Here is a 15,507-nt window from a genome sequence, read left to right as displayed (position 1 = left end):
GAGAGATCGGCGCCTTGAAGCACCGGGGGTTCGTTCCATTCGCGGGCACCCTTCCGGGCCGGCCGAATCCCGCTATCGGCCCGAGGTGACCATGGCGCCGACGGTCGTGTCCACATACCACTTCCTGGTCCACCCCCGTCCCTGCGGCGCCTTCCCCACCAGGCCGGGCAGGCCTGCCGGAACACCGGTTCCGGCCTGCTGCCGGGCCTCACTCACAGGACCACACATGGCGCACGGCGCTGTCACCGCTCCGGCAAGGTCGGTGGGGGAGTCCGGTACCGCCTGTCGACGAGGACGGCACACCGCGGTCTCCTCAACTCTCCAAGGCCGCGACCGCCATTTCGGGGATCTTCGCAACGACCGCCTATTTCTTTTTCCTCCCCCAGCGAACCGGCCGTCCCACATCCGGGACGATCCACGGACCCGGAAACGGGAAGCGCCGGCCGGGTTCCGAAACGTCCCTGGGACCGGCCTCGTCGAGACGAAACCAATGGCTCCCCGCCCGGCCGGGGAGCCGGAACACTTGGGAGTGACATGACAGGGGACATCAGTACCTTCGGCTCCGAACTCCGCCGCCTGCGCAACGTCGCCGGCTGGACCCTTGGAGACCTCGCCGTGGCCGTCCACTACAGCAAGAGCCATCTGAGCAAGGTCGAGAACGGGCACAAGGCCCCGTCCGTGACGTTCGCGCGCGCCTGCGACAACGCGCTGGGGGCGAAGGGCGGCCTGGCCGCCCTGGTCCCCGCCCCCGCGCGCGCCGGCGTCGCGGCGGGCTCCCGTCCCCTGCCCGCCTCGGGTTCGCCGTCACTACCGACGGGTTTCCCCCCGGCCTCAGGTCAGGGCGCCTTCGACATCGGTTCGGCCGCGCTCCTCGGGTTGAGCCCCGCGGGCGCCCACCGCGAACCGCCGTTGCGCTCCCCCCGGGTCCTCGACACCTTCTCCGCCCTGTTCGACCAGCTCAGGCTGCTGGGGCAGCGCACCGGTCCGGCGCTCGTCCTGCCTTCCGTCCTCGCCCAGACGCACGCCCTCACGCAACTGGCGCGCAACGCCGAACCGGAGCTGCGCGTCGAGGCGCTCTTCCTCGCGTCCCGCTACGCCGAGTACGGCGGCTGGATGGCGCAGGAGTCCGGTGACGACCGTGCCGCGCTGTGGTGGACCGACCAGGCCGTGCAGATGGCGACCGCCGCCGGCGACCACGAGTTGCACTCCTACGCGCTGATCCGCCGCGCCTGCGTCACGATGTACGCCCACGACGGTCTCCAAACGGTCGAACTGGCGCAACGCGCCCGGTCCGAGGCCGTGTCGGCACGGGTCCGCGCCCTCGCCGCCGAACGTGAGGCCCAGGGTCACGCCCTCCTCGGCGACCATGACGACTGCATGAGGGCGCTGGACCTCGCCGCGTCCCTCGCCGACGGCGGCGGGACGACGGCCCCCGGCCGCCCGCCGCTCGGCACGTCGAGCGTGGAGGACCGTCTCCCCCTGGTCACCGGCTGGTGCCTGTACGACCTCGGTCTCGCGGCCGAGGCCGCCGCGACCCTGGACTCCGCGCTCGCCGGCGTCCCCGAAGGGGCGGTACGCGCCCGGGCCCGCTTCGGCGCTCGCCGGGCACTGGCCCACGCGAGCGCCGGGAACGTCGACCAGGCCTGTGCCCTGGCCACGGACCTGCTGGACGAGGTGGGCATGGTGGACTCGGCCACCATCGCCCATGACCTGCGCCAGCTGGCCCGCACCCTGACCCGCTGGCACGGTGATCCCGCGGTCCGCGACCTGTCCCCGCGGCTGGCCCTGGCCCTGCGCCGGCAACCGTTGTGAGGACGGGTGGGCCGGGCCGGCGGCCCGGCCCACCCGTCCGCTCACCAGAAGGGTGCAGGGCGTCCGACCCTCGGATCGCCGTCCTCGTCGTTTCCGTCGTCGGTGTGCCGCGGCGCCGCGCCCTCGTTCCTCCCCTGATCCGCGTCGAACCCGGGCAGGACGTCACCGGTGAGGTCGGGAACCCCGTGTTCGCGCCGGATCCGGTCGGCGGTCTCCTTATGGCCGTACTCGCGCAGCAGGGTCGCGAACCTGTCGACGAAGGACTCACGCTCCTCCGGCGGGACGGCCGCGATGAGGGCGTCCACCTCGTCCTCCGCACTCCGTCCGGGAGCGAGGAGGTCAGAGGGGGGTAGGTCCTCGGCCGACCAGCTCAGGCCGGAGACGGGTGCCGGCATCGCCCCCTCGTCGGGATCGTCTTCGCGGCCGGCCACCCTGGTCAGCCGGGTCAGCGGCTCGACCAGTTCCACCGCCTGGTGGATCGTGTCGGCGTCGCCGATCCTCTCGGCGTTGCGGGCCAGCCACCACACGAGGGCCCGGCCGGGGGTGGTGAAGACGTCGTCGCCGAAGTAGCGTCGCTGGTCGAGTTCGGCGCCGCGCTCCTGCTCCCGTATCTCCTGATCCTTGCGGATGGCGGAGAGCCGCCGCACGCGCTGCTCGTCCTCCTCGGGAAGGTTGATCGTGACGTTCTCGGCCCACACCTCCAGACCGCTGCCGGGGTCGTGCTCCGGCCGGCCGAGCGCGGCGGCCAGGCGGTGTCCCACCAGGCCGTGGTCGGCGGGGTCGTAGGCCCTGGTGAGCTCCCTGGCGCGACGCAACAGCAGATCGGCGGCCAGGGCCTCCTCGTTCGCGTGCTCCCCTCGTCCTCCGCCGCGCCGGCCCACCGTCGCGGAGAAGAGGAACAGGTAGTCGACCTTCGCGCTGGGCAACGGCACGTTCTCGATCGTGTGCCGCGGTATCTGATCGGGTGTCTCCACGGCTTCGGCCACCTCCCTGTCGTCGTCCACCGGTCCCAGCGGGAACGGGGCGGGGCTCAGCGTCCCCGAGACCACCGCGGCGCCTCCCAGCAGCAGGAGCAACAGCGGGCCCCACAGCAGCGTCCACCAGCCCAGATGGTGGATCATGGCCGCGATGACGACGACGGCGACCACCAGGACCGCCGGAATGCTCCAGGCCGCGCGCTTCGTCACGGCGTCCTCCACTCTTTCTCTCCCGGGCCGGTACCGCGCGGACGCAGGCCCTGGTACTCGTCGATCCTTCTGAAGAGCCCGAGCGCGATCTTGCGCTCGGGCGTTCCCTCTGCCGTGCGGAGGGTCCACTCACGGACGGCCGCATAGAGCCGATTGGACCGGCCCGTCCGGTGGGCGGCCTCGGCCAGGAGCTCCAGCAGGTCTCTCGGTGCCTCCCCCGCCGCGCAGGCGTCCAGCCAGCGCCGCGCGTGATGGCGGATCGTCTCCTCCCCCTTCTTCCCGAAGAGGGCGGCGAGGCCGGCGGTGAGATCGGCGCGCACCTGTGGGTCCGCGACGAACGGCCGGCCGCGGTAGGTCCCCTGTAAGCGGGCCGGATCGGCGACGGGGGTGAGGAGGGCGAGATCGGCCTTCCAGGTCCTCCTGCCGAGCCCGTCGACCACCCGGTTCAACAGCAGCCGCCGCGACCAGGGGCGGGAGGCGACCCGCAGGAGCTCCTCGGTGGCGTCCTCACGGACCCCGGGATCCTCGTGGCGCGCCAGGTGGTGCAGGCGCACCACCGCCTCGTCGGGCCAGCCGGAGGCGATGGCGTCGGCGGACACCATGATGAGGACATGGGCGAGCGCGGGAGGCAGGGAGGGGCGGGAGGCCCACACGCGGACCTGCTGGCGGACCTCCCGGGCGGCCGAGCCGTCCGCCAGTGCCTGGTTGAGCAGGAACACCGCCTGCGGGGACAGCGACACCCGCCCGCCCCGCTCACCCCTGCACCACGCCTCGACCTGGGCGAACAGTTCCCGGATCCGGCCCGTGCGCAGACACTGGGCCGCGAAGCGCCCCGCCAGCTCGTCACGTTGGGCGCCGGTGATCTCCAGTCCCCGCATACAGGCGCCGATCCACATACGGAACGGTTGGCCCAGCTCGGGATAGTCGTCCCAGAATCGGTTGCGGAGCGCCTCGGCATGGCCGAGGCGCTCGAAGGTGACGGTTCGGTCGGGGCCCACCCGGATCCCCAGTTCGTCGAACCTCCGGCCGAGCCTGCTGCGCTCCAGGTAAGGGGTTTCGGGATCGGGGAGCCTCAGCTCCCTCCCCAAGAGTTCCGCGGCGGCGAAGACGACGTCACCGCGGAAGCCGTCGAACATCGCCGCCGCCAGGAGAAGAGCCCGTTCTCGCACGTCGGTGGTCTTGTCGATCTGCTCGGCCGCGTGAACGCCGCGATCGCTGAGCGCTATCCGCGCCTGGGCGAGGCATCCGGCGAGGGAGCCCGCGCCGGGGGCCTGCCGGGCCGTCTCCACCATGCGCACCAGTTCGGCGATCTCCCCCGGTGCCGCGCCGGCGGCCCATTCCTGGACGCCGGATCGATGGAGATCGGTCTCGGTGAACGGGATGGCGTGGAGATCCAGATGTCCGCGCAGGACCTCTCGTCCGTCGGGACGTTCGAGGTGGACGACGAGGGCCCGGAAGTCCTGGTACAGCGCCTCCTCCTGGTCCCGGGGAAGCACGACGACGAGCCGGGCGCGGTGCCGCTGTACCGCGTGCCGGTAGCCCTCCAGGACCGGTTGGACCTGCTCCAGAAGCCCCCGTCCGGCGGGACCGGTCAGGTCGAGGAGCAACCGGTCGCCACGCTGGAGGTTGCGCTCGTCCAGGAGGAGCCCGGGGTCGACGCTGTTGTGGACGGCGTCATCGGGGAGTTCCCGGAAACGGGAGTCCACGTCGCGGTCGGCCAGCCGGTGCAGCAGCATCATGGCGGCGGCCCGGCGGCCACTGCCGGGCTCGGCGGTGACGATCACGCTGTGCTCGTCACCGCCGAGGACGTCGCGGGCCTTCGCGTAACCGGGGCCTTCGACGAAGCACCTGTCGAGGCGGCGTACCTGCTCGTCGGTGATCAGACGTGTCCGGACCCTCCGCCGCAGCCTTCCCCGCTCGTCGATCTCGTAGACGGAACCCAGGTGGAGGTGGGTGTTGTACTGGTCCCCGCTGCCGGTGTGCGCCGCTCCCCGCACTTCACCGATGTCGGCCGCGACGGAGACGGAGGGGTCCACGGCAGGGGCCGGTCCGGGCCTTTCCCCTCCGTACTCCGCCGTCACCGTCCCTCCTCGTCCTCGTTCCGGCGTCGGTCGAAGCGCTGGTGGACGTCTCCGTGCTGGTCGCCGGCGACGTAGTTCACCCCTTCATTGCCGTGGAACGAGGGGCCGTTGTACCAGGGACCGTGCACCTGCGGGCCGTTGATCTGGGTTCCGCTCCCGGTGTGCAGGGGGCCGTTGGCGGTGCCGATGACGGTTCCGTGGTTGACCCCGACGTCTCCGGTCCCGCTGTGGCGGTGGAAGTCGCGCCCCTGTTGGCTGAGGCCGTGGTTGCCGCCGACGTGGTTGTGGACCGCGGTCCCACCGGTGGCGCGGTCTCCCGGACCGCGTTGCGGGGGAACCCGCTCCGACGGAGAGGCCGCGTCCAGGTCGTGGCGCAGGCCGGGAACCGCGTCGGCGACCGCCTTGACCAGCCGGCCGATGTCGGCCTCGGCGTTGCGGTGGTTGAACCTGAGGTACTGACACCGTTCGATCTGGGCGATCTCCCCGGGCAGGACCCCTGCGGGGATCCGCCGAGCGGCTCCGACCAGGACGGGGACGACGGGAATGCCGTGGGCGAACGCCTCGGCGATCTCCCGGCGTGTCCAGTCATCGGGGTCCTCCAGTGCCCGGCCGCCACGCCCGTCCCCCGCCTCCAGCCATCCGCTTCCGATGACGGCGAGGAGCAGGTCGCTGCGGTGAACCCCGTTGAGGAGTTCCCGGTGGAAGTCCCGCCCCGGGGCGATCGACTTGCTGGCGCGAAAGACCGACCTGCTGCCGAAGTGGCGCGAGAGCTCGCGTTCGATCAGTGTCGCGGTGGCCTCCTCGTCCCCTGTGCGGTAGTTGACGAAGATCTGGGGCACGCTTTTCTCCCTCGTTCTCGGGTCTTCTGGCGGTGGGGCGGATCCACGGAGTCCCGGAACACGCGAATTTGAAAACGTTTCACGATCCTGTTTCCGACGGGAACCGACCGAACGCGATTCTTCCGCATTCGCCCCACCGGAAAATCCGTCCGCCGCCATTCCCCTCCCCCCTTCTGACGGGACAACAGGAAACAGGAAAGCGAACGCGGAAAGTTTCACACCTCCACCCATGAGAGCAGCTCACGGCCTTCCCCGATCTCGCGACGGCCCCACCGCGCACGCACCCGCGCCTCCTCTCCCCTCCCCTTTCCTTCACTCCTCCGGCACCCCCTCCTACCTGCACAGACAGGACGACGACGGAAATCCGGACGTCTGAAAAAGGGACCTCTATTCAGGCACCAGGTTCCGAAAACCCGGTTCACCGACCTCGTCCCCATCAGCGAAGAAGTCCGCCCACCCTTTTCCGCCTCTACCATCTCCGCGTATCCCGTCGTGAGCCTGTATCCGAAATGGCAGGAACGAAGGAATTCCCATGTCCGTCACCGCCTCCCCACGTCCACGCCGGCGGCCGCCACTGCGGCCACCGCTCCCAGATGAGGTGACCCCGCTCCTGTGCGCGACGGCGTTCGCCCGGCCCGACCGGATCAGACCCGTCACGGACTGGCTCCTCGCCCAGGGCAGGGCCTGCCTCGAACGGCTCACCGAGCGGCTGCGGCGGAACAACCGGCTGTTCCGGCTGCTGCTGCTGCCCGAACGGGAACGGGAGCTCTTCTCCCTCCGGGACGAGGAGGAACCCGATCCCGACGTACTGGTCGGCGACGCCTACGCCCGTTGGGTCCTGCGCCGGATCGCGCGCAGCGACCGGCCGCTGCCCGTCATCGGGTTCGACCAGGACGCGGTGATCGCCTCCTGCGAGACCGGAGCACGGCTGGGGGCCGTCCGGCGGGCGCTGCTGTGCTCCGCGGCGCTCCTCGCCTGGGGCGCGGCGGAGCTGGACGTCCTTCCCACCGCCGGCCTCCTCGTCGTCTTCCCCGCCCTGCTGTGGGGGATCTTCCTCTTCGACCGGATCACCGCCCAGCGGTCGATGAACCGTGTCTTGGAACGCGCCCCGTCGTCCCTCGGCGGGCCGGGCAGAACGCCACCGGACGAGTCCGGAGTCGCGGCGCTGCCCTACATATCGGACAGGGGACGGCGCCGGTTCCTGGAGGAGGACCGGTTCCTCGGCGCGGGCCTGGAGGTGTGGAATCCGGCCTCCATCAGCGTCGACGTCACCAAGGGCGGCCCCGGCGTCACGCCCGGGGAGACCCCTCACCGCGACGATGCCATCCTGGCCCTCCTGGGGATGATGTACGGCGGTGGCCGGCGCGACCCGAAAGGCTTCACGCTGACCGAGCTGTACGAGCGGGTGGCCCGCGACCTGGAGCGCGAGGTCCGTTTCGAGGACATGCCCGACGACCACCTTCCCGTGGACGTGGCCGGCATCTGGGGGACCTCCGCCGTCTCGTGGGAACGCATCGACGACCCCACCTGGCGGAGTCTTCCCTCAGTGACCGACGGGGTCGCACCAGGCGACACCGCCCCCGATCCCCGGCTGCTGCGCCCCTACCTGTGGGCCAGGATCAAGGGCTGGTCGGGGTCGCTCGTGGTCTCCGTCCTCGTGCGTTTCACCCGCCGGGAGGAGCACCTGCACGTCATCGTCATCCCGCAGGTGGTGGCACCCCTGGTGGACGTGGTCTCACGGCTGCGCCCGGTACCGCTCCGCCATCCCCTGTGGCTGCTCCTCACCGCCCTCCAGGCGGCGGGTGACGTGGGCGCGCTGTTCGCGCCCTTGCTGCGCCCCCGCCGGCGCCCACGCCCCGAGATCGACACGGGGAGGGGACCGGTCGGCCTGCGCGAGGCCTACAGCAAACGTCGCGTCGACGACATGCACATGAAGCACGACACCCGGCAGTACGCGAGCCTCCTCCAACGCCGCGTCTTCGACTCGGTCGAGCGGTTCCTCGACGAACACGACATCGACACCGGCGAATACCGCGAGGCCACCACGAACGCGATCGTCAACTTCGGCGTCATGGGATCGGACCAGCAGTTCAACGGCCAGGTCCAGATCACCCCCTTCGGCGACCACAACACCCAGCAACAACAGGGAGAGGGAACATGAGCGAGCACGGCGACCGGCTCTCCGTCAACTACGGGGTGACGGCGGGGACGATCAACGGTCCGGTCCAGAACAACCCCTTCGGGACGGGCAACGTCCAGGTCAACCACGCCCCCGCCGGCCAAGCCGATCCCATTGCGGCGGTCCGGGAGCGGGCCGGACGGCTGCGCCGCGATCTCGACGGTCTTGCCCGCGCCGGCGACCGGGACGCCGCGATCGCCCTCGAGGACCTGACCGTCCTCCTCGACCGGCTCGGCGCCCCGCAGATCGACCACCGGGCACTGGAGGCGGCCGCCGACCGCCTGTACCACCGTTGCGCTGTCATCGGTACCGAGGTCTCCGCGGCCCCGCTCCGGGAGACGATCAGGGCGGTCACCGGGAACCGGCGCGTCGACTGACGGACCCGAGAGCGTGGTCGTGACGACATCCCAGACCCCGGAAAACGAGGAGCCGGCCCGTGCCGTGGCCCGGACGGGCCCCGTAAGCCCCCGGTCGAACAGGCCAACCTCAAATATGCATAATTACCGCCATGAAGGCATACGTCGGAGTTACCGACGGTAAGTGGTACGACTTTCTCGCGGAGCGCGTCACCCGGTTCGGGATCCGAGAGATCAACTTCTGGCGCCCGTCGGGCAAGGGCGCCTTCCGCGTCCTCTCACCCGGAGATCTCTTCTTCTTCAAGACGCACTTTCCCCACAACAAGGTGGTCGGAGGAGGTGTCTACAGCGGGTTCGCCCGGCTCAGGGTCTCCGAGGCCTGGAACCTGCTGGGGGAGGGAAACGGGGCTCCCAGCATCGACCTGATGCGGGAACGGATCAGCTCCTATCGCAAGGAGCCGATCGGGGACGGCGAGGATCCGGTGATCGGCTGCATACTCCTGCGCGACCCTTTCTTCTTTCCCGCCGGACTGGCGGCGGACCCTCCGCCCGGCTTCGCCCCGAACCTCGTTCAGGGAAAGGGATACGACCTCTCCCTGAACCCGGGTCACGCGGACTACTTCGACAGGCTGTGCAAAGAGGCGGAGGGGCTCGTCCCGAAGGACGGCGATTCCGCCCCCTGGAAACGCCCCGGCCCCGTCTACGGCGCGCCCCGGCCGGTCACACCTCGGCTGGGGCAGCAGGCGTTCAAAGCGGTCATCCTGAACACCTACGACGGACGCTGCGCCGTTTCGGGGAGCCGGATACAGCCCACCCTCCAGGCGGCGCACATCCGCCCTCTTCCCGCCGGGGGTGAACATCGCGCGGACAACGGCATCCTGCTGCGCTCCGACATCCACACGTTGTTCGACCGCGGGTACCTCGGCCTGGACGAGGAACACCGTCTTCTGGTCAGCCATCGTCTACGAAAGGATTTCGACGGTACCGCCTGTTTCTACGAGAAGGCCGGCCAACAGGTCCTCCTCCCCGAGCGCCGCTCCGACCATCCCAACCGGGAGTTCACCTCATGGCACCGAAGGAACGTCTTCCTCACCTCCTGAGGCGTCGTTCCCGCCATCCTGCGTGAACTCTAGAACCGGCAGGAACATCGATGACCGAGAACCCTCTTTCCCCTCCTTCTCCCCATCTCTGCATCTGCGCGTTCTACGGAGACCGAGAAGGGGATCAGCACCACCTGAAGATGGTTCACCGTTTTCTCGAGTCCTCCGGGGCCATCCCGACGGGGGATGTGGTATCGGCACCGAGAAACGTCGAGTTCGTGATGACCTCTGACATCGAGGAGAGATGGCAGGCCCGGATCTCCTCAGAACAGGCATCCCCTGACCTCCTACATGGAGGCTCCCCCGATTCCCGCCCCGTGAAGGTCGGTTTCACACTGGAGCCGTTCGGCCTCGTGGTCGCCACATTCGGCCCGGCCTCCCGTGGCCCGCACCCGATATGCCTGCTCACGGATCCGTCCGCGCTCGGCCTTCCAGAGGGTGTCCGCGACGAGGAAGAGGACGAAGTCCGCGTTGTCCTTGATGCGCAGACTCTGTGAGGAGACCGACCCCCTCTACGCATCGATCGGGATCGAAACCGGACTTCCCGCTCCCATCGATTTCGATGCCCGGCGCACCTATTTCGCGATCCACGACGTCTTCATATCTCAACGAATATTGGAACACACCCCTCAGGCATCGTGGCCGCGGAACGCCGCCTCGACCTCCAGACCATGGGATTCGGGCGTCTACTTTCCCTCTTCCGGAGTTTTCGGAGAAAGGGGCGACGCCGATTCCCCCTCGGCCGCGGAAATGGGAGATTTCCTGCGGCGGCTCCTGCGACCGTGTGAACCGATATCCGGACGCGAGCCCACAGGACCGGGAGAGTGCGACCGAGCCGGCCGGCGACCCTCATGACCACCTCCTTCACCCCACCGATGGGACGAACGTGGAAACCGCGTGGGACGCGCCCCCTCGCGCCGGGCGGCCGCCACCGGGCTTCCCGTGGCGAGGGCCACGCCGGTCCCGGTTCACGATTCCGGGGGGTGTGGATGGGCGACACCTACAGAGACGGCTGGTGATGCCGCTCAGTAATACGCCCCGGACCGGTCGGCTGGGGCCCCTGCGTCACAGCGGTCTCACGGGGAATCAAGCGACCGGGAGCTTCTGGGCTCGATCGATAAGGTCGTAGAGGGGACGGGAGGGCCGTCTCCCGTGAGGAACCTCCTTGGAGGGCATCATCGCCGGGATGAACCCCGAAGGAGAATCCAGGACGGGCGCATCGCCCCAGACAGGCCGATCCGTATCGACGTTTTGGGTGAGGACTGATAATCCGATGTCCATGATCGATGTGACCGACTCTGACTTCCGTGTGTGTCAGATCGGTTTCGACACGCTGCTCGAAATCCAGCTGGAGGCGGAGCAACGAGGTTGGGCGACTCGGTGGACTTCGGTGGACGCGCTCCGTAGCCAGGTCAAGGAGGGAAGCGTCGTCCTTCAGTCGCTGATGCGTGAAGAGAGAGGGGGGTCGTGCGGGCCTACCGATGCCTTCTCCTGTTCTCGACGATGGACGACGGAGATGCCGGAGGAGTCGCCACGATCGATCTCGATCCGGCGAGATACGAATCGTTGGATCGGCTTGATCGAGACCCGGTCGTCCGGAAGGCTCTGGCCCGAATGTTCTCCCTTGCGGTGGGCGGGATTTCGATGGTCTCGAAGAAGTAGCGCACTCTCCTGGTCTGCGGGCAGACTTGAGGTAGCGGCGATCGGGACGACGGCTTCTTGGCGGTCCGGTCTCCAGTGGCCCGCACCCGATGAGGACGCAGGCGATAACGGAGATGGCCCCGAAGCCGGAGACTCGCGCTCCCGGCGCGCGTTCAACCGCGGCAGGACCCCGGCCGGGCGAGCGAGGCGCGCACCGATTCCGGGTTCACACGGCCACCGGCGCCGGTTTCCCGCCGAAGGGGAGCCGGACATCGCAGTCCCACAGGACATGACGTCCACGATCCCCGGCAGGTGCCCATGTCCATAACCTTGCCCTTCTCCGCTTCCGGCCGCTACTGGATTCAAGGATGGAGCTTCCCCCAGTCCCCTTTACTGATCACCGGCCCCCACCCGGGAAACCCAGAGAAAAGGATTGATTTACTTTTCCACCGGACCGACCAGCTGCATCTTCCTACCGAGTTCGAAGGAATATTCGTATCCCAGGCCACCTTCAGGGAGATCAGGAGACTGTTCCCTGACGCCTCTCCTCCCGATGGTCCAAGCGTCAGCTTCTTTCGGATAGCGTCATCGGGAAGCATCGGGTATGTGGCCGCGCATTGGTGCCGGATATCGGAGGTCGACAGGTCGACGCCGGTGCGGGATTACCACGACAGACTGATCCTTATCGACGAATTCGAGGTATCCCGAAAACATGAAGCATAGAGAGATCCGACCGGAAGCCGACTTACCCGAACTCGCGTTCCAGGTAAAGTTCTACACCCCCAGGAGAAGGTCTCTGATCATCAGCGCCTCCCCCAGGGAGAACAACCTTCGTCCCAGAGTGGACCTCCTCTTCCGGGAGGTCGAAGAGATGTCCCTGCTCAACTTCATGAAGGGCATATCCGTCTACTCGGAAGAGATGCCCGAAAGAGAGGCGGTCAAGTACATTCTCAGGTCACGGAAGAGAGAAGAACACGTCATCGCGCAGAGCCTCGACGTCGACGTATCGAGAACGGCCGAGTTCTTCCGCGACAAGTGGGGGGTGATGAACTTTCTTTCCGAGGCTCCTCCCGACGGAGGCTGGTCCGTGTACCCCGAGCTGAAGAACCGTCCACCGGAAGATTAAGGTCTCTCGCGCCACGCTTTTCGACGAGCGCCGGGAAGGAGCCGGAACGCTGAATACCCACCACGCCTCCAGAGACTCGTCGAAGACCTGAAGGACGTCCCCGCCTGGCGGGATCTGATCATTTCCTGGGAACGCGAGAAAAAGTAAAGGGGAGTACGGACTGGAGAACGCTCCCTGCTATGCCCCATCAGACTTGCTGGACCACCTCGTCCGAACAGGTCTGGCCGGAGCGGCAGAAGCCCTCCCCTGGCTGTCGATCGGTTTCTCCGGATCTCAGCTCTCTTATCAGCTCTCAGGACGGCTCGACTGGTCAGGAAACGGCAGGACAGACGTCGTAGAAGCGGTACATCGGATTCATCGAAGCCCGCAGGACTGATGGCGGGCCCGGGAAACCGGGACTTTCCCTCCGCAGCGGACGACGGGGCAGCGCCGGCTAAGAGGCCTCGGTCCCGCGCTCCGGCGTGGGGAAACGCCTCTCGTTGATGGCGACCTTGTCCCGCAGGGCCTGCTCCAGGTCCACCCCCAGCACGTCGGCGAGACGCAGCAGGTAGCTGAGGACGTCGGCCATCTCCAGGCGCACCGCCTCGGCCTTGGCCGGGTCGTCCATGACCCGCCGCGACTCCTCCTCGGTCAGCCACTGGAACTCCGCGGCGAGCTCGCCCGCCTCGCCCGTCAGGGCCATCGCCAGGTTCTTTGGGGTGTGGTAGGGCTCCCAGTCGCGCCGGTCGGCGAAGTCGGCCAGAAGCTCCTGCAACGTCGAGATGCTCACCGTCGAGAAGTACCATCCGGACGGTCCGGAAGCGAACCCGGGCCGCTCCCGCTCCGTCCGCGCGCGTGATCCCGAGGGCCCTCCATCCCCGGTGCCGGGGAAACGGACACGTCGCTCCCTCGACCGCCCCGTCGTCCCGTGGTCAGCCCAACGGCGGGACCCGCTCGGCCTCCGGCGGCGCAGGCGGCGGGGTTCCCTGACCGAACGGGCTGCCCGGCAGGGACTCGCGGCCGTGCGCGGTGGTCCACTCCGTCAGGACCGGGCCGGCCGGGACGATCCCCGACGGGTTGATCTCGTGGTGGACCACGTAGTAGTGCCGTTTGATGTGGTCGAAGTCGATGGTGTCGCCGAACCCGGGGGTCTGGAACAGGTCACGGGCGTAGGCCCACAGCACCGGCATCTCGGTCAGCTTGTTCCGGTTGCACTTGAAGTGACCGTGGTAGACCGCGTCGAAGCGGACCAGGGTGACGAACAGGTTGATGTCGGCGATGGTGATGGAATCGCCGACGAGGTAGCGGCGGTTCTCCAGGCGTTCGCTCAGCGCGTCCAGGCGGTCGAACAGGGCGGTGAAGGCCCGCTCGTACTTGGTCTGGTCCCTGGTGAAGCCGCACATGTACACGCCGTTGTTGACGTCGCGGAAGATGTCCTCGGCGATCGCGTCGATCTCGTCGCGTAGTTCTCGCGGGTACAGGTCGGGGGCGCCGGCACGGTGCAGCGCCGCCCATTCGGTGGCCAGCTCGGCGGGGATGTTCGGGTAGTCGTTGGTGACGAGCCTCCCGCTGGGGACGTCCACGATCGCCGGCACGCTCACCCCGCCCGTGTAGCCGGGTTCGCGCGCCAGGTAGGCCTCGGCCAGGAACCGGATTCCCAGCACCGGGTCGCGTCCGTCCGGGTCGAGCGTGAACCGCCAGCTCCGCTCGTCCTGGATGGGGTCGGCGACGGCCAGCGAGATCGCGGACTCCAACCCGAGCAGCCGGCGCGCGATCAAGGCCCGGTTCGCCCACGGGCAGGCGCGGCTGACCACCAGCCGGTACCGTCCCGCCTCCACCGGCCATCCGCTCGAACCGTCGGCGGTGATCCGGTCGGTGAAGTGGCTCAGCGACCGTTTGAACTCCTTCTTCTCTTCCGCCATGTCCCTCTCCTCGTCCTTGGTCCCGGGGCGTGGTGCCCGGCCGGTCTCTCGGCCTCGGGGCACCATCGCCTCATCGATCATCCCCCCGCCTGTAGGCGGGGGAAAGACCGCCCCACCGGGACCGGCTCGCATCCCGACGGTCGGGCGGGGACGCCTCGGAGGACGAGTCCGCCCCAGCGGCGGCGAGTGTGCCCTGAGGCGGCCACCGGTGATAGGCGGTGGTGTGTGCGCGATGCGCGGTGCCGGGCCGCCGGCTGCCGGCCAGGACGCCGGGAAAGGGTTCTGGTACAACGCGCGGGAGAGCCCGCGGAGCGCGGTCCAGCCCGGCGGGTTCAGGGATGGGCGAAGCGGATGCGTTCCATGACGTCGATGACGTAGTGAACGAGACCGATTCCGCTGGTTCCGGCGAAGACCATCGGATCGAGACCGAGCCGCGGGTCGAATCCCTCGCTGTGGAAGATGACCGGAAGCCTGACCTGGTTCTTCCTGAAGAGTTCGACCATGTCGATACCGGCCCGCTCGTCTCCGTCCCTGGCGATGTCGCTGATCACCATGTCGTAGGAGTTCCGGTCGGCCTTCTCCAGGGCCTGCGAGGTGGACGTCACCTGGTCGACCCGCATCCCAAGCTCCTCGAAGAGACGGACGAGGTAACGGTTGTTCCCGGGAACATCGTCCACCCACAGGATCCGGCCGCCCTTCAGGAGGGAAGCGGCGTGTTCCAGACGGGCCACCACGGAACTGCCCTCTGCCCCGGCCAGCGGCGACGCCTGGCCTGCGTGGACGGGACCGCGGCCTGGCGCGTGCTCCGCGGCTTTCTCCAGGAGCTCCTCGGCCTCTCCCAGCGTCAGCTCCACGCCGAGCCCCCTGATCTCGGAGACGCGGGGCAGGATCTCCTGCAACAGCGGCCTGCGAAGGGTCAGGAAGACGAGGAGCGCGAAACCGACCCACAGCGCGGTCGGCAACGCGTCCAGGAGGCCGACCCACACGAATTCCGGCACGAGAGGCTCCTCGTACGTTCTGTTTCATGGCCGAAGCCAGAGTAGACCTTCACTCGCTCCGGCCGGATTGGTGTGCCCGCTCCTCAAGCACAAAAAAGGGGGGTTCCCAGAACGGGAACCCCCCACACACACGGGAGACCGAACCCCCCACACGGAGGATCCGGCCTCAACCGAAAAGATGCCCGGCGGCGACCTACTCTCCCACCCCAACACGGAGGCAGTACCATCGGCGCTGGGAGGCTTAACGACCGGGTTCGGAATGGGACCGGGTGTTTCCCTCCCGCCAT

The 15,507-nt window shown here is 68.5% G+C and carries 12 protein-coding genes and 1 rRNA gene; 6 read left to right on the top strand and 7 right to left on the bottom strand.

What is annotated here, in order from left to right; translation table 11 throughout:
* Positions 1-534: 534 nt before the first annotated feature.
* Complete coding sequence (locus tag ACYVHU_RS25265; protein WP_432936548.1) at positions 535-1,812, top strand: helix-turn-helix domain-containing protein; 1,278 nt, start codon at positions 535-537, stop codon at positions 1,810-1,812.
* A 41-nt stretch (positions 1,813-1,853) separates the two neighbouring features.
* Here ACYVHU_RS25265 and ACYVHU_RS25260 read toward each other — a convergent pair whose 3' ends face one another.
* The 3 genes from ACYVHU_RS25260 to ACYVHU_RS25250 are packed head-to-tail and all read right to left on the bottom strand — an operon-like array spanning position 1,854 to position 5,919.
* On the bottom strand, positions 1,854-2,999 hold the full coding sequence (locus ACYVHU_RS25260) for a hypothetical protein (protein ID WP_144390293.1): 1,146 nt from the start codon (positions 2,997-2,999) through the stop codon (positions 1,854-1,856).
* On the bottom strand, positions 2,996-5,080 hold the full coding sequence (locus ACYVHU_RS25255) for a hypothetical protein (protein WP_498949684.1): 2,085 nt from the start codon (positions 5,078-5,080) through the stop codon (positions 2,996-2,998). The genes ACYVHU_RS25260 and ACYVHU_RS25255 overlap by 4 nt, the downstream gene beginning before the upstream one ends.
* Positions 5,077-5,919 carry a toll/interleukin-1 receptor domain-containing protein gene (locus ACYVHU_RS25250; protein WP_078763982.1) on the bottom strand — a complete coding sequence of 281 codons (843 nt, stop codon included), beginning with the start codon at positions 5,917-5,919 and terminating at the stop codon, positions 5,077-5,079. Before ACYVHU_RS25250 ends, ACYVHU_RS25255 begins: the two co-directional genes overlap by 4 nt.
* A 532-nt stretch (positions 5,920-6,451) precedes the next feature.
* Between ACYVHU_RS25250 and ACYVHU_RS25245 the strand changes: the two genes are divergently transcribed.
* The 5 genes from ACYVHU_RS25245 to ACYVHU_RS25225 all read left to right on the top strand — a co-directional run bounded on the left by ACYVHU_RS25245 (position 6,452) and on the right by ACYVHU_RS25225 (position 12,321).
* Positions 6,452-8,080 carry an AbeC-like domain-containing protein gene (locus tag ACYVHU_RS25245; RefSeq protein WP_498949683.1) on the top strand — a complete coding sequence of 543 codons (1,629 nt, stop codon included), beginning with the start codon at positions 6,452-6,454 and terminating at the stop codon, positions 8,078-8,080.
* Positions 8,077-8,475, top strand: a complete 399-nt coding sequence (locus tag ACYVHU_RS25240; RefSeq protein ID WP_078763980.1) for a hypothetical protein — start codon at positions 8,077-8,079, stop codon at positions 8,473-8,475. Before ACYVHU_RS25245 ends, ACYVHU_RS25240 begins: the two co-directional genes overlap by 4 nt.
* Positions 8,476-8,606: 131 nt before the next feature.
* Positions 8,607-9,554 carry an HNH endonuclease gene (locus ACYVHU_RS25235; protein ID WP_498949682.1) on the top strand — a complete coding sequence of 316 codons (948 nt, stop codon included), beginning with the start codon at positions 8,607-8,609 and terminating at the stop codon, positions 9,552-9,554.
* A gap of 50 nt (positions 9,555-9,604) precedes the next feature.
* A complete protein-coding gene (locus tag ACYVHU_RS25230) occupies positions 9,605-10,051 on the top strand; it encodes a hypothetical protein (protein WP_498949680.1) in 447 nt (148 codons plus the stop codon).
* A 1,856-nt stretch (positions 10,052-11,907) separates the two neighbouring features.
* Entirely contained in the window at positions 11,908-12,321 is a 414-nt protein-coding gene (locus ACYVHU_RS25225; protein ID WP_078763976.1) for a hypothetical protein, read from the top strand.
* Between the two features lie 433 nt (positions 12,322-12,754).
* On the opposite strand, the gene ACYVHU_RS25220 is transcribed toward ACYVHU_RS25225, so the two are convergent.
* From ACYVHU_RS25220 to rrf, 4 genes are all read right to left on the bottom strand, one after another.
* A complete protein-coding gene (locus ACYVHU_RS25220) occupies positions 12,755-13,090 on the bottom strand; it encodes a nucleotide pyrophosphohydrolase (RefSeq protein WP_498949679.1) in 336 nt (111 codons plus the stop codon).
* 142 nt (positions 13,091-13,232) lie between these two features.
* Positions 13,233-14,222: a glutathione S-transferase family protein gene (locus ACYVHU_RS25215; protein ID WP_498949678.1), complete on the bottom strand. Its 990-nt coding sequence runs from the start codon at positions 14,220-14,222 to the stop codon at positions 13,233-13,235.
* Between the two features lie 332 nt (positions 14,223-14,554).
* Entirely contained in the window at positions 14,555-15,220 is a 666-nt protein-coding gene (locus ACYVHU_RS25210) for a response regulator (protein ID WP_498949677.1), read from the bottom strand.
* 180 nt (positions 15,221-15,400) lie between these two features.
* A 5S ribosomal RNA gene (gene rrf, locus ACYVHU_RS25205) occupies positions 15,401-15,507 on the bottom strand; the annotation flags it as partial.

It is taken from the genome of Marinactinospora endophytica (assembly GCF_054780875.1).
Note: the sequence above shows the minus strand (reverse complement) of the source record. Positions and strands in the feature narration are given on the sequence as shown.